Raw genomic sequence first — 22,822 nt, 5'->3', positions numbered from 1 at the left:
ATCTCCTTTATGTATTTATGAATTAATTTTGTCAGAAATATCGCTTTTCTCAACTGATCCATCCCCTTCAACTCTGATCAGGTCAAGGTTAATTTCTTCGTCCTCGTCTTCCTGATAAAAGCCGTCATCATACTGTTCTATTAACGGGTGCGAATCTTTTCTGCGTTTACCATCATCAAAGGTCATGAGCAGGGATGGTAATAATATTAAATTGGTGAACATCGCTATTAACAAAGTTACGGATGTCAAAATTCCTAATGCAACGGTACCACCAAAGCTTGATCCTGCAAAAATCACAAAGCCTGCAAACAGGATGATAGAGGTATACATCATACTCGCTCCCGTTTCCCTCACACTTTTGCTCACAGCCACGGGCACAAAAAATTTATTGGCAAATAACTCCTGTCTGTATTTTGCCAGAAAGTGTATGGAGTCATCAACCGATATACCAAATACAATGCTGAATATGAGTGCTGTACTCGGCTTAAGTGGGATACCCGCAAACCCCATAATTCCTGCAGTAATTACCAGTGGAATTATATTGGGGATGATAGAGATCAGTATCATTCTCACATTGGCAAAAAGGAAGCCCATAATTATTGAAATGAGAACAAAGGCCAGGATCAAACTCATTCTCAGATTTTTAATCAGGAATTTATTCCCTTTAATAAACAATGGCGAAGTGCCCGTAATATCTACAGTAAGTTCTGTTCCGGCAAATACAGAATCTACCTCCGGCTGAATAACATCATTGATCAGAGAATCCATTTTATGCGAACCTATATCAGCCACTTGCATGGAGATTCTCATCTTTTGTAATGTAGAGTCCACAAATGAATTGAAGAGGCCCGTACTATCATTCTGCCCTTTCATATATGGCAAAATAAAGTTGCTTTCTCTTCGGTCCGGAAGGCTATACCTCGCCGGATTATTATTATAATAGGCTTGCTTGGAGGCTTTGACAAAGCTTACAATAGAAACAGGCTTGGATATGTCACGATTTGACTCCAAAAAAGCCTCAAACTCGTCTATCTTTCTTAATGTCCGGACGTCTATGACACCTCTGCGTTCATGCGTATCCACTACTATCTCAAGAGGCATAATGCCACTAAAGTTCTCTTCAAAAAAGGCCAGATCGCGCTTAATTTCACTATCCGCTGGCAAGTCATCTACCATATATGATATCGCCTGGATCTTTAAAGCGCCTAACACTGATACCACAACCAAAATCAGGGTCACACCATAAATGTAACTCCTGTGCCTGTGGATGAGTAAATCCATTTTTGTAAGTGCGAAATCAAGGCTCTTAAACTTCAAATGTTTAAGTTGTTTGCCTCCTGGTGGTGGTAACCATGAAAAAACCGCAGGAATTAAAATTATACTTACCAGAAAAGTAGCCATGATATTCAGTCCGGCTACAATTCCAAACTCCTTAAGTATAACAATGTCAGTGGAAGCCAGTACTAAAAAGCCAATGGCTGTTGTAAAATTAGTTATCAGGGTTACAAGGCCGATTTTACGTACCACTCTGCTTACGGCCATGATCTTATTACCGTGCTTCTCAAACTCCTGATGGTACTTGTTTAACAAATAAACAGCATTGGGGATACCTATAACTACGATAACCGGAGGTATCAGCCCGGTTAAAAGGGTTATTTTATAATCAAACAGCGCGAGTGAACCCAGAACCCACACTACCACAACAGCAATGACCGTGATTGGGAATACCACAGCATCCCAGGTTCTAAAGAAAAGAAATAGTATCAACGCGGTAACTGCTATTGACAGAAAAAGAAATATCTGCATTTCGTTACGCACTTTCCCCGCCACTACCGACCGGACAAAAGGTAAACCTGCATAGTGGAGTTGTATATCTGTATCACTTTCAAAAGCAGTTCCTGCATCAACTATTTTCTGGGTTAGTTCCAATCGTTTCGGGGAGTTAACTACTTCTCTGTTGATAGAGACCAGTACAAGGGTAGCTCCATTCTCCTCGTTGATGAGTCGGCCACTATAAAATCTCTGATCAAAGGCTACCTGCAGCAGGCTGTCAAAAGCTGCCTTGCTTTCCGCCGGCCCCTGAAATATTTGCTTAAGCACAAATTTACGCTCTGCGGTATCCTTCTCCAGTCGCTGTACAAGAGGCAACGAGAGCACATCATTCACCCCTTCGAGATCTGCTATCACCAGGCTCAGCTCCCTTAGTTTTTCAAAGTTTTCAGGGGTATATACACTGCTATCTTTAATTCCAAGAGCTACCAAATTACCGTCTTCACCGAATTGCTGCTTGAACTGCTGAAAAATCACCATATCAGGATCATCTGACGGTACAGTTTTGGCGAAATCGTAACTCATCTCTGCATTTTGGGCATGATACCCCATAAACGCTGTAATTGCCACCAGCAATAGCACCAGCAGCAATCTGAATTTTATGATTATATGAGCAAGTTTAGTCCACATGTCGAAATAAGACCACAAAGGTAATCATTTTAGGTTTAAAGTATAATTTTAGCAACTAAACCTCAGGGCTCCTAATTAACTGTTGGGAAGCGATATTCCTTTGATTTTTCGGAACAATGAAATCGCATGGCTATCAGTCATTCCGGAAACAAAATCTATACAGCTCATCAATACCTGGTACATGTCTGATTCTTCTGATATCTCCCGCCTTACTTCCGGCGGCATCAACCTCAGAGCAGACTGATTTTTCTTTGAAAAATCAGTACCGTTTAACTTTTCATGAGCTGCTGTTACAAATACCCCCAGCAGCCCCGGCAACACTTCAAAGCCTGCAGCTTCTGTTTCCATTACTGTGCGAGCTCTGTATATTTTCTCTATCGACAGACTTTCGATCTCCTGTAAAACAGGCGTAGAGTATATAGTATCAGTCAACGCAGTATCAAAACTTCCCGTAAGGAGATTTTCTTCTTCATCCAAAAACAATGTGCAGCTTTCTTCTATTAATGTTCCTATGGATAAAGCGCGCAATGTTCCTATCCTTTCATCAGGACTTTCTATTCGTTCCAGCTTTTTCTTGTCAAATTTTTCTCGAAGTATACCAGCATAGAGATCAACGGTATCATCATAGCTCACCAAACCAAGCCGGCACCCATCTTCAAGGTCAATCAGTTGATAGCAAATATCATCTGCGGCCTCCACGAGGAAGGCCATGGGGTGACGCGACCATACATAATCATCATATTTTATCAAGCCCATATCATCAGCCATAGCCGAGAACAACGAACTCTCAGACTGAAAAAAACCATATTTTTTCTGGCTTCTTCGCTCTTTATTACGGTTTTCTATCAGTGATTTACGCGGATATTTGCTAAATGCTGCCAGGGTGGCATAAGTCAGTTTCAGGCCCTGGTAGCGTTCTTTATTTAGTATGCGGAATCCCTGAGCATTACCTTCAAAATTGGTTAAATCCTGCCATTGCCAGTCGGTCACATAACTTTTAAGATGTTTCCCCTGTTCATGGCAACGGAAGAATTCAGAAATGGCATCTTCTCCTGAATGTCCGAACGGGGGATTCCCAATATCATGTGCCAGAGAGGCCGCCGCCACAATAGCTCCAAAATCATGGACGGAAAACTTGGCTCTAAGACCTTTGTGACGTTCCAAAAGTACCTGCCCTGCTCTTTTGCCCAGTGTACGCCCAACACTGGAGACCTCAAGACTATGTGTAAGCCGGGTATGTACAAAATCGTATTCGGGAAGCGGGTGCACCTGAGTTTTATCTTGCAGCCTCCTGAACGGGTGAGAGAAAATAATTCTGTCATAATCCTGCTCAAAGGCACTCCTGCTTACATCATGCTCCTTGGGCTTTTCGCCCGACCTCCGGTTTGATAACAGTTGTTCCCAATTCATGGTGCTCATAATCAATATTTTAACGTAACTTATATAGTTCTGCCGGGTCTTGGTTCAATAAGGTAGATAATGTCTTGTATAAAAGTGGCAATGAACCTCTAAACTCCACTGGTTTTTCAAAAAAGTATTCCAGAGCAACGGCAAAAAACTCATGTTCATTTGTGCCGGCATAGCTTCTAAAAAAGTGTGGCTCACCCCTCCGTAACCTGGAAATCTCCGAAGCAGCAATTTTCCCAAAGACATAAAGGCTTTCTGCATCAAGGAAATCGAATTCGCTATTCCTTATCCTGTTTTCGAAATGTATGGCATGAGCCATTTCATGGATACCTACATTAAAACTGTCTGTCGGGTCGGCATAGCCATCAACGAAGCTTTTCCATGAAAGAATAATAGCCCCCATCCTTGGGTTAACCTCACCCACATGATACATTTTATTTATTGTGGAATAGTAGGTGTCAGGGTAGATCAGTATTTTATCAAAATGAGTGAGGTATATCTGCGGTAACCCAAAAGTAAGCTGTGTAGCTGCCGCAGATATAAGCACTTTCATTTCATCAGTAACTTTTGAAAAGCCTCTGGATATAAATCGCTTTGAATGTATAAATCGGAGTACTCTCTTCTGAAATTTTTGCTTGTCAGCCAGAGGTAATACATTGTAATAAGCAGAGTACTTCTGCAAAATGTGACGGTATTTGACAGGAAACACACGGTATCTTGTAGCAACACTCAAAACATCTCCCTGAAAAAGCAGTGTCATTTTTCTCATTACGAAGAACATTGATACAACCACCACAAGTAAAAGTAATGTGACCGGCACAACTGCTGAGAAACCTTCCAACCTATCCGATCTGCCTAAGTAACCCTGTAAGCGATACCAACTCTTCTATTCTACCTTTTAGTTCAGATATATCTATTCTTTCCTGCCTGGCTGTATCACGGTCTCTTAAGGTCACTGTATTGTCTTCCAATGTCTGATGATCAATGGTAATGCAATAGGGAGTACCTATAGCATCTTGCCTTCTGTACCTTTTCCCAATAGTATCCTTTTCATCATATTGGCAGGCAAAATCATACTTGATCTTATCCAGTATTTCTCTACCCTTCTCAGGCAGTCCATCTTTTTGCAACAACGGCAGCACAGCTACTTTTGAAGGAGCCAGGGCCGCAGGAATTTTCAAAACGGTACGCTCACTACCATCCTCAAGCGTTTCTTCGGAATAAGCGGAAGTAAGCACGGCAAGGAAAAGCCTGTCTAAACCTATTGATGTTTCCACCACATAAGGCACATAACTTTTATTCTCCTGATGATCAAAGAACTGCAGCTTTTTTCCGGAGTACTCCTCATGAGCCTTCAGGTCAAAGTTCGTACGGCTGTGGATACCTTCCAGCTCCTTGAATCCCATTGGAAAATTAAATTCAATGTCGCAGGCGGCATTGGCATAATGTGCCAGGTTTAAATGATCATGATATCGATAATTGTCTTCCCCAAGTCCCAATACTTTATGCCATTTCATGCGATGTTCTTTCCAATGTTCATACCATTGCATCTCTTCGCCCGGCTTTACAAAAAACTGCATTTCCATTTGCTCAAACTCCCGCATTCTGAAAATGAATTGCCGCGCAATAATTTCATTTCTAAAAGCTTTACCGATCTGGGCTATTCCAAACGGAAGCTTCATACGGCCTGTTTTTTGCACATTCAGGAAGTTAACAAATATGCCCTGGGCAGTTTCAGGACGTAAATATATTTTGTTAGCACCTTCGGCTAAAGATCCCAGTTCAGTAGAGAACATAAGGTTAAACTGCCTTACATCTGTCCAGTTTTTTGACCCTGAAACAGGATCGGCAATACCCAGTTCCTCAATTAGCGCCTTTAGTTGATTAAGATTGCCACTTTCTATTGCGGCTTTCATCCTTGAGTTGATCATATCGATCTCCTCGTTGTATCTAACTACCCGGTCATTTGTAGCTACAAACTGTTCTTTATCAAATTTATCTCCAAATCGCTTTGCTGCTTTTTCAACCTCTTTGCTGATCTTGGCTTCTATTTTGGCGATATATTCCTCAATCAGTACATCAGCGCGGTATCTTTTTTTGGAATCCTTATTATCGATCAAAGGATCATTAAAAGCATCTACATGCCCTGAAGCTTTCCAGGTGGTAGGGTGCATAAATATAGCAGCATCAATGCCCACAATATTTTCGTTCATCTGCACCATTGATTTCCACCAATAGCTCTTTATATTATTCTTAAGCTCTGCTCCATTCTGACCATAGTCGTAGGCCGCGCCTAGTCCGTCATAAATTTCACTTGAAGGGAATACAAACCCGTACTCCTTAGCATGAGCAACTATTTTCTTGAGTAAATTATCGTCTTGATTAGCCATGGGCGCAAAGATAGTAAAATGATTTTTATGCGATAGTTTCTTTCTCAATAGTATCCGCAATCCGCTCAAGTGGCAGCTTAACGATAAAGGACGTGCCTTTGCCCTTTACAGAGTTAACCTTGATCTTGCCTTCAAGTTTGTCCGCCATTTCTTTAGCAATATAAAGACCAAGGCCAGATCCTTCGGACTTTTCGGTGGCCCTGAAAAACATATCAAATATCCTGTCCAGTAGTTCTGGTTCTATACCATCTCCGTTATCTCTTACTACTATTTCCAATTCATGCCCTTTGTTATCTGCCGTTATCTCCACTCTCGGGTCGGGCTGATCTATATTATGGTATTTAATGGCGTTGGCAATGATGTTATTCAAAATTATTTTCAACCGGCTACGGTCTCCCTGAAATGTAATATGCTCTATACCACCATATATAATATTTATCTGTTGAGAGTTTTCAAAATATTGCAGGTTCTGAATGGCCTCTTTCACAATATCAATCAATACTATCTCCTCCCTTACCACACTCAGGCGTGAGTTGCGGGAGTAGTCGATTATATCTGCAATAAAGCCGTTCAATGTGTTGATCCTCTCTTTCATCATTTCCAAAAATGTATGATGCTCCTCCGGGTTTTCTGATAACTGTGCAATATTGATAAGACCTAGCACCGAACTGAGTGGTGCTCTGAGATCGTGTGAGGTACTGTAAACAAACCGATCAAGTTCTGCATTAGTTTTTTCAAGCATCAGGTTCTGCTCATATACCTTCTTTTCCGCCTGTTTTCTCTCTGTAATATCCATAATAGATCCTACCATTCTCAACGGGCGCCCGTGCTCGTTCCACTGAGCCTGACCGGTATCAAGAACCCAAAGGTAGGAGCCATCACTTTTTTTAAAACGGCACTCAACCCTGAAAGGAAGTTTATTTTTCAAATGAGCTTCCATATGGTCGCGAAACCTGGCCCTGTCATCCGGGTGAATTACTTCAAGAAATCTTTCACTGGTCAGGTCACTAACATAGTCTTTGGTATAACCGAGTAAATTGGCAAGAAAAGACGATATATAGAGTTTATCATTGACAGCGTCCCAATCCCAAATACCAGCACCAGAGCCCTGGAGAGCCAGCTCAAACCTTTTTTTACTGATGATCAACTCCTCGGACGAGGCCCGAAGCTCCCGCTCGTTTTTCATAAGATTTTCTTCCGACTTGGCATTGATCCTTAATAAAAAGCTGATCATAAAAATCGCAGTGATGCAGCTCACTGCAAAGTTGATCACAAAATTGAGACTAATTTGTTCCGCAGGAAATTCACTCTTAGCCAAAAAATCAACGTCAAATGAAAATGATATAAAGAAAAGGCTAATAGACAATGCTGAAAAGAGATAACTTACAAGCCTTTCATCATAACCAAACAAGGTAAAGGCCCCAATTACACAGGGTATAAAGAATATGAAAGAAGCTGTTCCGGATGGCTCCATTTCAAATGTACAAAATACTGCAAGGTTGGCCACAAGTAGTATGCAAACCTTAGCTACCACATAATGCCCCCGCCTGTTTAGAAAAAATGTTAAAATTGAAACACCTATAAATACATAGTATACGAATAGGGCTGAATGGGTATCATTCAGAAGATCAAAGGCCATATAAAAAAGCCCCACCGCCAGGCATATCATGCTGATTTGCCCTGTAAGAATTACTCTTTTGTACAGGGACCAGGACTCAATATATTCATTTTTTTTGATGAAGAAGTTTCTGAAGCGGAAGCCTTTCATGGAGAGGAATAAACATGTGGAGATATTTAACTAACCATAAATGTAATTCAACCTTCCCAATTTTCAAATAAGAAACCTCTTTAAAGTCCTAATTCTAAGATAATTATATAGTAAATATCTATATCACTAATGCTGCTTTGCTTTCTCCCAATATTCATCCATCTCAGCAAGAGTCATATTGCCAATGGATTTCCCATCTTTGGCAGATTCGCGCTCCAAAAACTGGAAACGCTTTATAAATTTTTTATTGGTTCTTTCCAGTGCTTCCTCAGGGTTGATATCAATGAATCGGGCATAATTAATTAACGAAAAGAGCAGGTCGCCAAACTCCTGCCCGGCCTTTTCCTTATCTATTTCTTCCGCACTCTCGGCGTTAAACTCTGCTTTGAATTCCTGCATTTCTTCTTCCACCTTTTCCCATACCTGCTCTTTTTTCTCCCAATCGAAGCCTATTCCTCTGGCTTTTTCCTGTATTCTCATAGCCTTGATCAGGGCAGGTAAGGATTTTGGTACGCCTCCCAATACTGAAGGGTTTTTATTTCCTTTTTCCTTAAGTTTTATTTTTTCCCAGTTGGCCTTAACCGTCTGCTCATCTTCTGCCTCCACATCACCATAGATATGCGGGTGGCGTTCTATCAGTTTGTCGCAAACTCCATTCAGTACATCAGTGATATCAAAGGCTTTCTTCTCAGAAGCTATGCGCGCATAAAACACATTGTGCAGCATCAGGTCTCCGAGTTCTTTTCTGATCTCGTCCAGGTCGTTTTCTATAATGGCATCGCTTAGCTCATATGTCTCCTCAATGGTCAGGTGCCGAAGTGTTTCCAGGGTCTGTTTCTTATCCCACGGACAGTTTTCTCTCAGCTCATCCATAATGGTAAGCAGCCTGTCAAAAGCTTCAAGCTTTGCTTTGCGGTTAGGGTCAGGAGTGGTTTTTATATCCGGCATTCTTACTGGCTTTTTAGAAACTTTAAAGGTAATACACACGTTTTGATAACGAATGGCTAAATTTGCAAAAAAATAGACAAACCATGACTACTTTATTACTGGGAATAGGTTTCATAGCACTCTTTTTCGGGTTAATGTCCGTTAGGCTGTTATTTATAAAGAATGGCGAGTTCAAGGGTACCTGCGCTTCACAAAACCCTTATCTTAATAAAGAAGGTGGCACTTGCGGTTACTGTGGCAAAAAAGTGGGAGAGGGCGAAAACTGCGGAAACCCCGACTCCGAGGTCAACAAGGTAATGGCTAAATACAGTTAAGCAGCAAATAAAAAATCCCTGACCTTCGGCCAGGGATCCCAAAATTATAATTTCATTTTTAATTATTCTTCTGTAGGTTCTTCTGTTACAACTTCAGCAGTCTGGCAAACGTTTTTTGCATTTTCGAGTTGTGCCTGAAAGTAGACCAGTTTTTCATCTACTGCTGAGAGGTAGTTCTTAAGCTCAGTAACTTCTTCATTTTGGACAACTTCTGTTACATTTTGTTTCAGGGAATCCAATTTTGAGGTATTTTCTGTCCATTCTGTCTCAAAAGCAGCCCAGTCAGTACTGATTTTCTCAAAAACGATTGCCTTGACCGAGTCAGAAACAGTAGTATCTGCCTGGCAAGTCTCAAATAGGGCATTAAATTGCTGATGCCAGTTCATGGCAACTTTACCGACGCTATCATAAGCTACCTGCAAAGAATCAACAGATGCCTGATACGCCTTCTTTTCTTTGTTTTCACAAGACATCACAACTACCATCATGGCTCCAGCCACCACGGTAAGAACGATTTTTTTCATTTTAATTAATAGTGTTAAAATTTGTAATGCAAAATTATGTGGCGGAAGGATACGTTGTTAGATTTACGAAATAATTATTTTTTGGATTCTACTATCCGCGTTGTAGAAGATACCACAGATATGTCAGGTATACCAGTATAAACAATATACCTTCCCACCTTACAATCCTGGCTCCTTTACCAACAGCCACAGCAAAAAGCAGCAAAGCACTTGATATAATGATCATAATAATATCCGTATTACTGGCAATATCAAATGGTAAAGGCCTGATCAGGGCACTTACACCAAGTATCCATAGCAGATTAAAAATGTTAGAGCCGACAACATTGCCGACAGCTATATCAGTATTGCCCTTATATGCGGCTACTGCCGAAGTAAAAAGCTCAGGTAGAGATGTGCCAATGGCTATAACTGTCAGCCCGATGAATGTTTGGCTGAGCCCCATTTCACCTGCTATTTTAACGGCCCCTGTTACCACCCACTCTCCTCCAAAGTAGAGGCCGATCAATCCGATTGCTATTAATATGATTGATTTTGGTATTGAATCCCTTGACACAAACTCTTCTTCAGGTGCCGAAGCTTCCAGGTTATTGCGGTGTACAGCATATATGTACCCTATAAACAATGAGAAAAAAACCAGCAAAATACCTCCGTCAAGCCGGCTAAGTGTAAGAGTATCAATATCGGAAAACAATGCGGCATTTGCCAAGAAACCTACTAAAAGGGTTGCTATGAGTGAAAAAGGGATCTCAGAAAAATAAATATTCCTGGTGATAGGCAGAGGCCTGATCAGGGCACTGATACCAAGAATTAAAAGTATATTGGCAATATTACTCCCGAAAATATTTCCTATGGCTATCTCAGGATTGCCTTTAACACTGGCTGTAATATTGACCAATAACTCTGGCAATGACGTTCCAAATGAAACAATTGTCAAACCAATGATCATTTGGGAAATTTTAAATTTTACTGCTATGGAAGAAGCTCCCTCCACAAGTAAATCCGCCCCTTTGACTAAGGCCACAAAACCAAGCACAAACAACACGTAAGTGATCATATTCTTATCTTAATAAACTGTCGAATATAGTAAGAAAAAACATTATATAATGTAAGGCTTTATATATTATTTACTTTTCCACATCAAGGATCCACTAGCGGTTATATTATAAATAATGTTTATTTATTATAATCTTATAAACCCTGAAATTCCTAAATTTGCAAAGGAATTAAAGCTTAGAAATCGTGACGTTAATTAAATCAATATCCGGGATTAGAGGAACCATTGGAGGTAAAGCAGGTGAAAGTTTAACACCTATAGATATAGTGAAGTTTGCCGCTGCATTTGGCACATGGGCCAAAAAAAAGACCGGCAAATCAAAAATTATCATCGGCAGGGATGCCAGGATTTCTGGTGAGATGACCAGTAATCTTGTGTCAAATACCCTTATAGGCCTTGGATTGGATGTAGTAGATCTGGGGCTGTCCACAACACCTACAGTAGAAATAGCAGTGCCTGAGGAAGATGCGGCAGGTGGAATTATTTTAACGGCCAGTCACAATCCTATTCAATGGAATGCTCTAAAGTTATTAAATGATAAAGGAGAATTTATTTCCGGCGAAGATGGTGCTGAAGTACTGAAAATTGCTGAAAAAGACAGCTACAAATTTGCCGAGGTATTATCACTAGGCTCATATAGCAAAGATGACACCTACATCGATAAGCATATTGAAAAAATACTGGCACTCCCACTGGTAGATACTGAAGCCATAAAAGCTAAAAACTTTAATATTGCAATTGATTGCGTAAACTCTACCGGAGGAATTTCAGTACCAAGGCTATTGAAGGCTTTAGGGGTAGAGCAGGTTCAGGAATTTTATTGCGACCCGACAGGGCACTTCCCCCATAACCCTGAGCCTCTTCCTGAAAACCTGAATCACATATGCCGGGAAATAGAAAAAGGGAAATTTGATTTAGGTATAGTAGTAGATCCTGATGTTGACCGTCTGGCACTTATCCAGGAAGATGGAAATCCTTTTGGCGAAGAGTATACGTTAGTGGCCGTTGCAGATTATATACTTTCAAATACACCCGGCAATACTGTCTCCAATTTGTCATCTTCAGTGGCATTAAAGCTGGTTACCGAGAAAAAAGGAGGCACTTACAGTGCCTCTGCGGTAGGTGAGGTGAATGTAGTTGAGGAAATGAAAAAGACCAAGGCTGTAATTGGCGGAGAAGGAAACGGGGGTATTATATATCCTGAATTACACTATGGGAGAGACGCCTTAGTAGGTATCGCTCTTTTCTTGTCACATCTTGCAAAATCAGACAAGCGAGCATCGCGACTCCGAGCATCGTATCCTAATTTCCATATTTCCAAAAACAAAATTGAACTTACCCCTGAAATCAACGTTGACGAAATATTAAAGGAGATACAGAAAAAATACTCTTCGCAGAAAGTTAATACAATAGATGGCGTTAAAATAGAGTTTGGTAATGAATGGGTGCATTTGAGAAAATCAAATACCGAACCTATCATCAGGATTTATTCGGAGTCTGATTCTGAAGCTACTGCCGAGCACCTGGCCAATAAGCTTATCTCGGATATTAAAGACATTATTACTGCTAAAGTATAAGTGCATTATGAACGTTTATCTTGACAACGCTGCTACCACTCCCCTTGACGCTGAAGTATTTGAGGCTATGAAGCCTTTTCTTATGGAGAACTATGGCAACCCTTCGTCTATCCATGCTCATGGAAGAAAAGTAAGGTCAGCCATTGAGTATGCAAGAAAGCAGGTTGCAGAGCTTTTAAATGCCTCCACTGGTGAAATATTCTTTACTTCAGGGGGTACCGAAGCCGACAACACCATTATCTGTTGCGGTATAGAATCATACGGACTAACTCATGCCATTACCTCCAGGATCGAACACCATGCCGTCTTACACACAATGGAAAATCTACAAAAGCAGGGGAAAATCAAACTGAGCTTTGTGGAACTTGACGAAAAAGGCCATATAATTCCGGATCATCTGGAAGAATTACTTAAAAACAATCCCCGATCTATGGTATCGCTTATGCATGCGAATAACGAAATCGGGAATATTAATGACCTGGATCTTATCAGTTCAATCTGTCGCAGGCATGATGCCATCTTTCATTCGGATACTGTTCAGACTGTAGGTCACTATAAGCATGATCTTAAAACCCTTGATATTCAGAGCATAACGGGTGCTGCTCACAAGTTTCACGGGCCAAAAGGCGCTGGATTTCTATATATCAGAAAGGATAGTAAGATCACTCCTTACATCCATGGAGGTGCTCAGGAGAGGAATATGCGTGGCGGAACTGAAAATGTGTATGGCATAATCGGCCTGGCCAAAGCACTGGAGATCGCATACCGCGATATGGAAGAGCATCAAAACTATGTTCAAGGGCTCAAAGACCGGATGATTTCCAAGCTTAAAAACAGCATTGAGGGAGTGGGATTCAATGGAGACTCAGCAAATGCGGAAAAAAGTCTTTATACAGTACTTAATGTTTGTTTGCCACAGTCCAATGACAATGACATGCTACTGTTTACTCTTGATATTAATGGGATATCCGCTTCGGGAGGCAGTGCCTGCTCAAGCGGGGCCAGTACAGGCTCGCACGTTCTGACGGGCATAAAAGCAGACCCTACCCGTGGCGCTGTGCGGTTCTCTTTTAGCAAGTACAACAAACCCGAGGAAATTGATTATACCGTGGAGAAGCTGTCAGAGTTTTATAAACAAGTTGAAGCCTGATATGCTTAGAATACTTCTCTCTGTTATATGTTGGGCCGGCATTACTACCATTACTTTCAGCCAGGCCCAAAAGCAAATGGTGGTTACCGTTGATGATCTGCCTTACATAACGAACAAAGAAGATACACTCCAACACATTTATATTAATGAAAATATAGTAAGACACCTTGTAGATTACAAAGTGCCAGCTATTGGGTTTGTTAATGAGTCAAAGCTGTTTGTTAATGGCAGGCTTTCTGATCCTGAGGTGAAAAATATTGACCTTTGGGCCAGCAACGGATTGGAGCTGGGTAATCATACATTCTCACATTTTGATTACAACCAGCTGACCACACAAGAATTCTTTGATGAAATAAAAAGGGGAGAGCGCATAACCAAGAGCATTTTGACAAATTATGGGCAGCGCATGCAATACTTCAGACACCCGTTTCTTCATCGTGGTGATACCAGAGAGAAGGTTGATTCATTGGCCAGTTACCTCAAAGACAATGGATATACCGAAGCTCCGGTGACTATTGACAACTCCGAATACATCTTTGCCAGCGCTTACCGAAAAGCTGATCAGGCAGGTGATGATGATATGAAAGAGAAAGTTGCTAAAAGCTACCTCACCTATATGGTTGAAAAAACCAGGTATTACGAGTCCATCTCCGGCAAGATGTTTGAAAGAAATATCCCTCAAATCCTGCTCATACATGACAATCTCCTCAATGCTGACTACCTGCCCAAGCTGCTTGACCTTTTTAAAGCTGAAGGCTATGAGTTTATATCCCTGACCCAGGCCCTTAAAGATAAAGCTTACCAAAGTGAGGATAAATATGTGGGCAAAGGTGGAATTACCTGGCTACATCGCTGGGCTATAACTCAGAAGAGACCCCCGGAGTTTTACCAGGGAGAACCCAAATGCCCTGAATTCGTGCAGGAGTATGTGGGGATAAGTGAATGAACCTTTAATCTCCACGTTGTGGTCTGGTGGTAGGAGGACAGCTTAACATAGTTTTCTTCCAGACCTTTTATATTAACGTGTACTATTCTTAACCTCAATAATCTCCGCAGCTATACTTACTGCTATTTCATCAGGCGTTTTACTTTTGATTTGTAAACCAATGGGAGACCGGACATTTGCCAATTGCCTCTCAGTTATGCCTTCTTCCCTCAACTCTTTATACAGCGTCCTGACTTTTTCTCCACTCCCCATCATACCCAGATATTTAAATTTTTTATCAATCAAACGCTTCAGCACTTTTTTATCAGTTCTGTAACCAAAGCTGGCTATCACCACATAAGTATCCTCTCCTTCTGATATATAGTTTTCTATCTTATTATAATCAATAACCGATGTTTTATGTGCATACTCGTTTTGTTCCAATGTATTCAGGCCTTCCCGATCATCCATCACTACTACATGAAAACCCAAATTTCTCATTAACCGGGACAGCGCAAGCCCAACATGCCCTCCACCAATAATATAGAGCGTACTTTTAAATCCAATTTGCTCCTTATAACTCCAACGGTTTTTGCTATAAAGTATATAATCATACTGACTGGACAATATTTGTTCAGGTAAAAATTCCGGTCCTTTCTCTGTCAATAAAAGTACTCCTTTCCTGTTCTCCTCAAAGGTTTTCAAAAGTTGCTCTATCCATCGGACATCATTTTCCTGCAAATAGTAAAAAGCTATAGTTTGCTCTCCTGAACATATCATCCCTGATCTGTCATGTGCCTCTGCCCGGTGTACTTGGTATTTTATAAAGGGTTTAGAAAGATCATTACTGTCGTGTAGCAGCGACCTTGACAGCTCTACCAGCTTGTGCTCCATGATGCCGCCTCCGATTGAACCGGCCATCTCACTTCCGGGAGCAACTATCATTTTGAAGCCTTGACGACCCGGGCTGCTCCCGCTACTGTCAAGCACATAGAGCAGTACGGCTTTTTGGTGTTTTGCTAAAAGGCGATATGTATGACACCAGAAATCCATCAGCTAAACCAGGCCGTACTCATGGCATAGTAGATGGCCATTAATGCTGAGAATATAGCACTGGCCATAAACCGCCACCTGAGGTTAATTTTATTTTGGATCAGGTAGTTGGCAATAAATGAAATAGGCACATTCACTAAAAAAGAATAAAAGGCGATGCTGAGCATTGAATATAAGGATATCTGGAGTAACGGCATCATCGATATTTTGATAAAGAACACGTGCCGGGCTATCCATAGCGGATTAAAATAAAGCAATGCCAGTAATGTTTTAAACAGGCTCTTTCTTATTCCTTTATAGGCGGCTGTCTTACTATCTATCCATCTGAAATAATTGGGAATTTCAAATGCATATAATGTCGCCCCCACAATTACCATCACAATTAACCTGATCAGACTAAACTCATTTAACAGCAGAGCGGCTATGGTATCTCCCGTACAATATATCAGGCCACCACGTAATATATTTGACCTTTTATACTCCAGGGACAGATACATTGGCCTTCTCATATAGCCCCTTCAGCACTTTTTCCGGTGTAAAAGGCGCATCAAATTTCAAGTGATAGTCAGGGTTATAGGCCCTAACGGCATTTTGTATGGCAAAGTATGCTCCCAGTCCGTACATCAGGGGCGGCTCTCCCACAGCTTTAGATTTATTAATTGCCATTTCATGACCACCGGTTTCCAGGGCCTCCACTTGTATTTCTTTTGGCACAGAATAAATATCGGGTATTTTATAAGTAGATAAGGCATTGGAAAGCAGTCTTCCTTCTTTATTGTATTTCAATTCCTCCATAGTCATCCAACCTATACCCTGTACTAACCCTCCCTCAATCTGCCCGAGGTCAATGCTTTCATTCATGCTTTTACCAAAATCGTGAATAAGCTTTACCGTATCAAACTCATAGGTGCCTCTGATACAATCTACTGTTACAATCAGAATAGCTGTACCATAAACATGGTAAGCAAAAGGGTGGCCCTTCTCTCTGGTTTTATCAAAATGTATAACAGGTGTGGCATAATGGCCATTTTCTGTAAGGCAAACCCTATCCAAAAATGCTGCCTGCACCAGTTTTTCCCAGGTAAGTTCAGAAGGCTTGCCCTCACAATAAACCAGATCATTCTTTAGAATTATGTGCTTAGCTTCGGCTTTCAACAGTTTTGCCGCGGTTTCTTTCAGTCTATCAAGAAGTTTGTCGCAGGCGATTTGTAATGCCTTACCATTGAGGTCTGCCGTTGAGCTTGCTGCAGAAGGTGAAGTATTGGCTACTCTTGTAGTATTGGTTGTTTCCAGTTTTACCTTAGCCGGATCAATGGCAAAAGTGCTTGCGGCTACCTGCAACATTTTAGTATTTACTCCCTGCCCCATTTCGACAGCTCCGGTACTTACACCTACACTGCCATCACTATAAATATGCACCAGAGCACGGGCATTGTTCATGGCAGTATTTGTAAATGAAATCCCGAAGCAAACGGGTTGCATGGCCATACCTTTTTTCAGATGCTTGTTGCTGGTATTAAAGTCCTTAATTTCTTTATTAAGAGATTCCAGATTAAATTTATCACAGGCTTCCTTCCAGGTACTATGGGCTTCGGCCTGCTCTGCAATTTGTCCATAGGGAAATTCATCTCCGTCTTTTAAGAGATTCTTTTGTTGGATTTCATAAGCCTCCACACCAAGCTCTTTTGCTGCTTTGGCTATTGCAGACTCTATAACAAACATCCCCTGCGGGCCACCAAAGCCTCTGAAAGCCGTATTGGGAGGAAGGTGTGTTTTACAACTATACGCAGTGGCCGTAACGTTTGGAACATAGTAGCTATTGGTGGCATGAAAAAGAGTACGCTCCATAACGGCTGGCGAAAGATCTGCTGCTGCACCTGCATTCTGATAAAAAGTGACTGCATAAGCACATATTTTGAGATCTTTGCTCAAACCTATCTTAAAATCAGAGCGATAAGGGTGCCTTTTACCTGTCATACGCATATCATCCATTCGATGCAATGCTATTTTTACAGGTCTGTTTAACAACATAGTTCCCAGTGCGGCCATTACGCCCCAGGCCGTAGCCTGATCTTCCTTTCCTCCGAAACCTCCGCCAAGCCGGGTCACATCTACTTCTACCTTGTTCATAGAAACTCCCAATACTTTAGCTACAGTTCTTTGGACGGCTGTCGGTCCCTGGGTGGAAGAGGCTATTCTTATATTACCATTTTCCATCAGATACGCATAAGCTCCCTGAGTTTCTATATATAAATGTTCCTGCCCTTCTGAATCTGCTGTGCCTTCAAAGATGTAATCGCACTGTTTCCAAGCCCTCTCCACTTCGCCAAGCTTAAAAGTCCTCGGAGGAAATATTAAACTTCCTTTTGCTTTGGCCTCCTTCGGATCAACAATGGGTGGGAACTCCTCAATATCAATTTTAATCAGTTTTCGAGCCTGCCTTGCGGTGAATTCACTCTCCGCAATAACCAGGGCTATTGGCATACCCCAAAAATGGATTTCATTTTCAGCAAAAAGAGGCTCATCAGAAAATATTCCTCCTATTTGATTTTCTCCGGGTATATCCTTGTAAGTCAGTATTTTAATCACACCCGGCAATTGCTCAGCCTCTGAGTAATCAACACTTTTGATTTTGCCATGAGCACACGGTGCATCAAATACATCCCCATAGAGCGTGCCAACCCTTACCGTGATATCATCAAGGTATACAGACTCACCCCTTACATGTCCTTTTGAATCAATATTTTTCATACCAACACCTCCATTTCAAATTTCTCAGGGAACAGCTCAATAAAATGTGCAAAAAACAATTGCCTTAACAACAGTGCTTTGTATTCCCGGCTTCCCCGAACGTCACTAATTGGTGAAGTATCCTCACTCAATAGGCCAGTAGCCGATCTAATATTTTCAATGGTCAACTCCCTGCCTTCCAGGTAAGTGCAGATTTTAGTTAAGTAAAGAGGAGTAGGGCCTACACCCCCTGCAGAAGCATGAATTTTTTCTATAAATCCACTTCTTAATTTAATACGTAATGCAGCATTCACACTGGCTATATCCAGGTACTTACGCTTGCTGACCTTTTCAAAATTGAAGTAGGTATTATTATCAGGCAGATCAAACTCAATCCCTTCTACTATCTCTCCCTCTTTAAGATCCAGTATTTTATAGCCCTTATAAAAATCACGGAGCTTAACCTCTCGTGATAGTTGACCATTTTTATTCAGGATGAGGGTACTATCAAGGGCCAGAAAGAATATGGTCAGATCACCAATAGGAGAGGCATTAACAAAATTGCCGGCGAGGGTACCCATATTCCTGATTTGGGTGGATGATACCAGCTTCAAGTGTTTTCTTAAATTTGGAAAGAGATTGTTAAAGTCTTTTGACTCCATCAGATCACTCACCGTAACTTCCGCTCCCAATAAACATCGACCATCTTTTATGGTAATGGTTTTCAGGGTTGACAAATCATAGAATGCATGAACATCACCGGTAACAAGGTCATCCGGCCGCTGTACATAGAGGTCAGTGCCTCCTCCAACTTTTGGCAAACCCTCCTCATAGCCATTTGGTGATTGATTTACCAACTTCATAGCAGCCAGTTTCTTTGGAATATCCAGAAAATACTCAGGGATAAACTGCTCATTCACAAGCCAGCTAATATGATCATTAATATCCCTTTTGCTTATTTTTTCAACTACCCGTGCCGTAGCCCTTTCAATTGATTTATAACCTGTGCATCGGCAAATATTTCCATCGATAGCGCTGATTCCGTCATCATAGTTAGGCAACCCCTCAGACAGACAATATCCTGATAGGGACACAATAAAACCAGCAGTACAGAAGCCGCATTGGGTACCACCTGTCTCTACAAAAGCCTGCTGTACAGGACTAAGGGTTTTCATGTTAAGGCCCTCAATGGTTACCACATGCTTGCCTCTGGCGTTAGTCAGTGGCGTTATGCAAGAAGTCATGGATCTGTAGTTTACCTTGCTGCCCTTCAATTCGCCAATCAAAACCGTACAAGCTCCGCAGTCTCCTTCTCTGCAACCAATTTTTGTTCCGGTCAGATGGTTATCGTATCTGATGAAATCCAGAAGAGTCATACCACCCGGCTTATCAGTCTTTATTATTCTGTTATTAAGAATAAACTCCATACCTGTTGTTTAGTATTCTATTTTACCCGAACTCTCAGACCATTTCTGAAATGCAACAATGGCCTCATCTCTCAGCATCTGCTCTGTAAAAAGTTTCCTTTCTGACACAGGTCTGTCAAGTTCTTCGTAAATAAACTGATCATCAAAATTGATATCAGCAGCGTCGCTTTTTGTGTTGGCATAGTATATCTTATCAGGGCGTGCCCAATAGATAGCTCCCAGACACATCGGACATGGCTCGCAACTGGTGTATATTTCGCACCCTTCCAACTGAAAGGAGCCAAGGACTTCGCAAGCCTTACGAATGGCCACCACCTCTGCATGTGCCGTCGGATCATTGGTGGATGTTACCTGATTTGATCCCCGGGCTATTATTTTGCCATCCTTTACAACAACAGCTCCAAACGGGCCGCCGTTCCCTGTTTCCACATTCTCAATGGAAAGCCTAATGGCCTCACGCATCATTTCATTTTTTTTCTCATCGTCCATTATACTAAAATAAGAAATTTATGAAAGGTATGTGAAAGATTTAGAATGTTACTCCACTTTAAAGCTCAGATCTATTGCGACGTAATAGCGGTAAAGCAAGTACGGCCTTTGGCGGAGTATACAACTATCTACTTTACAGGGAGGCAGACACATGCCAATTGTAAAAAGAAAGAGAAAGCAGGTCTCAGTCGTTATCTTCGTGCTGTACCTCATAGCGTAAGGCACTGCTGACAAATGTTGCTACAAACTCCACCTCCTGATCATATATGTAACTTTTCCTTATCCTTGAAAAGGTAATAGGCGCTCCGCGGTCCTTCATCCATTTGAGATAGTTAAAAACACTTCGTTTGGAGATGCCCAGTTTTTGCGCCAGTTCTGCGGCATTACCTGTTGAACCCTGACGTATCTGAAGATCAAGACGTTCTATTTTTTCAATAAAATTCATGGCTGGTTTATTAAATAACTTGTTTACATCTTGGGGCGATTCTCGGAAAGTATGCAACCCGGGGGTTGCTGGGAGTGTAAGTCAGGTTTCAGCTACTCCAGGGGGTTTAGCCACTGCAAATATTTTCTCTGCATATAAATGCTGGTCGAGTCAGGAGCATGAAGGTATATTCTTTTTTGTTTGTGCATAGGTATAGATATTTAATGATTACAAAGTTTGGCAAGCGTCTTAATTTATGTGTTCTGCAGATAACCGAACACTGGACCTGATCGGGTTATAAACATCCGTTGAATGAAAATAAAGCTTTTAAAGCGGGCAGACTGTTGCAGGGTAAGCTTGGGCATAACCTTCCCTGAACAATAAAAAACTATATGCTTGAGAGTATGAAAAATGCAATTCATGAGTACCCTGTATTGGGCAGGAGATAGTGGTTCCGGGCACGGATCATAAATATTACTGTTAAACATAGCTGATTTTACTTACTTTTACAGTGCAAATTAATTGCGCTATCGAAAAAGCTTAATATTATTTTGTAATGTAAATTGAAAATTTAGTCTAAACAAATTTAAAACACAAAGTAACTCTATATTGTGAAGAATAAAAATATTATAGGAGAGAAAATCGCCTTCTATAGAAATGAATTACGACTAAAGCGCCCCACCTTTATCACCAAATTAAATGACATGTTAGGAAGTAAATATTCGCCTCAGGCATTATATTCCTGGGAAACCGGCAAAGCCATGCCCCCGGCTGACCTGCTTCCTCCTCTTGCAAAACTCCTAAATATCAGCATCTTGCAGTTGTACAGTGATGCTGAAATACAGGAAACCGATGAGCTCCTTGACAAGATTGACCTGCTTACAGAACAAGTTGAAAAATTGGAAAAAGAGGTTGATCGGTTAAAAAAGGAAAATTATAAACTTGAAGGTAAATTGGAGGCTTCAAACTCCATTTTACAGGATATGATTGAAAATTATAAAAAGAAGTAGCAGAACAACGATCTGAACATCATTGTTAAATCAGGCATTAATCCACCTATTATAAATATATTGGACTAATAGCCTGCAATGTTGTAAGGCAGGGATTACCAGGAAAGAAGGGTTACCGATTAAGAATTAAGTCTTTTAGACATTCTACCCATAGCGGGTGGTCGTTTAGGCTTTCAACCAATTGGACCTTCTCTCCGCCATGCTCTTCAAATATTTCCTGATATTCGTCTCCTATCTCAATGATAGTTTCAAGACAGTCAGCGGTAAATGCAGGAGAGAAAACGAGTAGCTTTTTAGCTCCTTCCTTGCCTTTTTGTTCTACTATTTTATCCGAAAATGGCTCTAGCCAGTTCTTATCCAGACGGGACTGAAAGCAAACAGTGTACCTACTTTCATCAAGTCCTAGTTTTTCCGTTAAAATACGCGTAGTGGCGTAGCATGTTGCCTTGTAGCAATACTGGTTTTCTTCGGTAATGTTGCTCTCGCATTCATGCCCTTCACACACTCCGTTGTTGTAGACCTTATCCACCTGCCTCACAGGCAAACCATGGTATGAAAACAATATATGATCATACTCATCAAGGTTATATTTACTGGCGCGGTCAAGTATAGCCTCTATAAATAGCGGATGATCATAGTATTGGCTAATAAACTTAACATCGGGAATTACCCACCATTTCTTTATCTCATCCATAACAGCCTCAAGAGCTGACCCTGTAGAGGCCGAGGCATATTGAGGAAACATGGTAACCACTACAATTCTTTGATAGTTACGTTTCCTCATTTCTTCTAAAACCGAAGGTATGCCCGGGTTCTTGTACCTCATGGCCAGATGAACGGTATAGTCATCTCCCAATTCCTCATCGAGCATGTGTCGCACCTTTTCACTATAATATAGCAAAGGCGATCCCTCGTCTGTCCAAAGATCCTTATATATCTTAGCTGACTTGGGAGCCCTGAAAGGAACAATAATCAGGTTGACCAAGATTTTTCTTAATAACCAGGGTATGTCTATTACTCTTGGGTCATTCAAAAACTGGGAAAGGTAGGACCTGACATTTCCTACAGAAGGGCTATCCGGTGTACCAAGATTTATAAGTAAAACACCTGTTTTTCCATTAATTGAGTTCATAGGCTGTGGTAAAAAACGAGTCGCAAAAGTAAAGGTA

At 41.2% G+C, this 22,822-nt stretch carries 20 protein-coding genes; 5 read left to right on the top strand and 15 right to left on the bottom strand.

The window, feature by feature from the left end:
* Positions 1-15 precede the first annotated feature (15 nt).
* The 6 genes from LVD17_RS10650 to mazG all read right to left on the bottom strand — a co-directional run bounded on the left by LVD17_RS10650 (position 16) and on the right by mazG (position 8,973).
* On the bottom strand, positions 16-2,478 hold the full coding sequence (locus LVD17_RS10650) for an efflux RND transporter permease subunit (protein ID WP_306416001.1): 2,463 nt from the start codon (positions 2,476-2,478) through the stop codon (positions 16-18).
* 57 nt (positions 2,479-2,535) lie between these two features.
* Positions 2,536-3,879, bottom strand: coding sequence for a deoxyguanosinetriphosphate triphosphohydrolase (locus LVD17_RS10645; protein WP_306416000.1), 1,344 nt, complete (start codon positions 3,877-3,879; stop codon positions 2,536-2,538).
* A gap of 10 nt (positions 3,880-3,889) precedes the next feature.
* On the bottom strand, positions 3,890-4,636 hold the full coding sequence (locus tag LVD17_RS10640) for a zinc-dependent peptidase (protein ID WP_233766646.1): 747 nt from the start codon (positions 4,634-4,636) through the stop codon (positions 3,890-3,892).
* Positions 4,637-4,709: 73 nt separating this feature from the next.
* Positions 4,710-6,257 carry a glycine--tRNA ligase gene (locus LVD17_RS10635; protein ID WP_233766645.1) on the bottom strand — a complete coding sequence of 516 codons (1,548 nt, stop codon included), beginning with the start codon at positions 6,255-6,257 and terminating at the stop codon, positions 4,710-4,712.
* Positions 6,258-6,282: 25 nt separating this feature from the next.
* Positions 6,283-8,025, bottom strand: a complete 1,743-nt coding sequence (locus tag LVD17_RS10630) for a sensor histidine kinase (RefSeq protein WP_233766644.1) — start codon at positions 8,023-8,025, stop codon at positions 6,283-6,285.
* 126 nt (positions 8,026-8,151) lie between these two features.
* Entirely contained in the window at positions 8,152-8,973 is an 822-nt protein-coding gene (mazG, locus tag LVD17_RS10625; RefSeq protein ID WP_233766642.1) for a nucleoside triphosphate pyrophosphohydrolase, read from the bottom strand.
* Positions 8,974-9,056: 83 nt separating this feature from the next.
* Here mazG and LVD17_RS10620 point away from each other — a divergent pair, with 83 nt between their 5' ends.
* Entirely contained in the window at positions 9,057-9,287 is a 231-nt protein-coding gene (locus LVD17_RS10620; protein WP_233766641.1) for a hypothetical protein, read from the top strand.
* A 62-nt stretch (positions 9,288-9,349) separates the two neighbouring features.
* On the opposite strand, the gene LVD17_RS10615 is transcribed toward LVD17_RS10620, so the two are convergent.
* Together LVD17_RS10615 and LVD17_RS10610 are read right to left on the bottom strand one after the other, a co-directional pair.
* Complete coding sequence (locus LVD17_RS10615; protein ID WP_233766639.1) at positions 9,350-9,811, bottom strand: hypothetical protein; 462 nt, start codon at positions 9,809-9,811, stop codon at positions 9,350-9,352.
* 91 nt (positions 9,812-9,902) lie between these two features.
* A complete protein-coding gene (locus LVD17_RS10610; protein ID WP_233766637.1) occupies positions 9,903-10,868 on the bottom strand; it encodes a calcium/sodium antiporter in 966 nt (321 codons plus the stop codon).
* A 185-nt stretch (positions 10,869-11,053) separates the two neighbouring features.
* Between LVD17_RS10610 and glmM the strand changes: the two genes are divergently transcribed.
* The 3 genes from glmM to LVD17_RS10595 are packed head-to-tail and all read left to right on the top strand — an operon-like array spanning position 11,054 to position 14,541.
* Positions 11,054-12,445 carry a phosphoglucosamine mutase gene (gene glmM / locus LVD17_RS10605; RefSeq protein ID WP_233766636.1) on the top strand — a complete coding sequence of 464 codons (1,392 nt, stop codon included), beginning with the start codon at positions 11,054-11,056 and terminating at the stop codon, positions 12,443-12,445.
* A gap of 7 nt (positions 12,446-12,452) precedes the next feature.
* The gene (locus tag LVD17_RS10600; protein ID WP_233766635.1) at positions 12,453-13,595 is read left to right on the top strand and encodes a cysteine desulfurase family protein; all 1,143 of its coding nucleotides are present in this window, start codon (positions 12,453-12,455) and stop codon (positions 13,593-13,595) included.
* A gap of 1 nt (position 13,596) precedes the next feature.
* Positions 13,597-14,541, top strand: a complete 945-nt coding sequence (locus tag LVD17_RS10595; protein WP_233766634.1) for a polysaccharide deacetylase family protein — start codon at positions 13,597-13,599, stop codon at positions 14,539-14,541.
* A 72-nt stretch (positions 14,542-14,613) separates the two neighbouring features.
* Here LVD17_RS10595 and LVD17_RS10590 read toward each other — a convergent pair whose 3' ends face one another.
* The 6 genes from LVD17_RS10590 to LVD17_RS10565 all read right to left on the bottom strand — a co-directional run bounded on the left by LVD17_RS10590 (position 14,614) and on the right by LVD17_RS10565 (position 20,664).
* The gene (locus tag LVD17_RS10590) at positions 14,614-15,573 is read right to left on the bottom strand and encodes an XdhC family protein (protein WP_233766632.1); all 960 of its coding nucleotides are present in this window, start codon (positions 15,571-15,573) and stop codon (positions 14,614-14,616) included.
* Entirely contained in the window at positions 15,573-16,082 is a 510-nt protein-coding gene (locus tag LVD17_RS10585; protein WP_233766631.1) for a hypothetical protein, read from the bottom strand. The genes LVD17_RS10590 and LVD17_RS10585 overlap by 1 nt, the downstream gene beginning before the upstream one ends.
* Complete coding sequence (locus LVD17_RS10580; protein ID WP_233766630.1) at positions 16,048-18,324, bottom strand: xanthine dehydrogenase molybdopterin binding subunit; 2,277 nt, start codon at positions 18,322-18,324, stop codon at positions 16,048-16,050. Before LVD17_RS10580 ends, LVD17_RS10585 begins: the two co-directional genes overlap by 35 nt.
* The gene (locus tag LVD17_RS10575; protein WP_233766628.1) at positions 18,321-19,730 is read right to left on the bottom strand and encodes an FAD binding domain-containing protein; all 1,410 of its coding nucleotides are present in this window, start codon (positions 19,728-19,730) and stop codon (positions 18,321-18,323) included. Before LVD17_RS10575 ends, LVD17_RS10580 begins: the two co-directional genes overlap by 4 nt.
* Before the next feature lie 9 nt (positions 19,731-19,739).
* On the bottom strand, positions 19,740-20,219 hold the full coding sequence (locus LVD17_RS10570; RefSeq protein WP_233766626.1) for a nucleoside deaminase: 480 nt from the start codon (positions 20,217-20,219) through the stop codon (positions 19,740-19,742).
* Positions 20,220-20,403: 184 nt separating this feature from the next.
* Positions 20,404-20,664, bottom strand: coding sequence for an HTH domain-containing protein (locus LVD17_RS10565; RefSeq protein WP_233766624.1), 261 nt, complete (start codon positions 20,662-20,664; stop codon positions 20,404-20,406).
* Between the two features lie 590 nt (positions 20,665-21,254).
* Here LVD17_RS10565 and LVD17_RS10560 point away from each other — a divergent pair.
* A complete protein-coding gene (locus LVD17_RS10560; RefSeq protein WP_233766622.1) occupies positions 21,255-21,653 on the top strand; it encodes a helix-turn-helix domain-containing protein in 399 nt (132 codons plus the stop codon).
* Positions 21,654-21,765: 112 nt separating this feature from the next.
* Here LVD17_RS10560 and hemH read toward each other — a convergent pair whose 3' ends face one another.
* Positions 21,766-22,785, bottom strand: coding sequence for a ferrochelatase (gene hemH, locus LVD17_RS10555; protein WP_233766621.1), 1,020 nt, complete (start codon positions 22,783-22,785; stop codon positions 21,766-21,768).
* Between the last annotated feature and the right edge of the window lie 37 nt (positions 22,786-22,822).

This window comes from Fulvivirga ulvae, from assembly GCF_021389975.1.
In the GTDB taxonomy this organism is placed as follows: Bacteria; Bacteroidota; Bacteroidia; order Cytophagales; family Cyclobacteriaceae; genus Fulvivirga; species Fulvivirga ulvae.
Note: the sequence above shows the minus strand (reverse complement) of the source record. Positions and strands in the feature narration are given on the sequence as shown.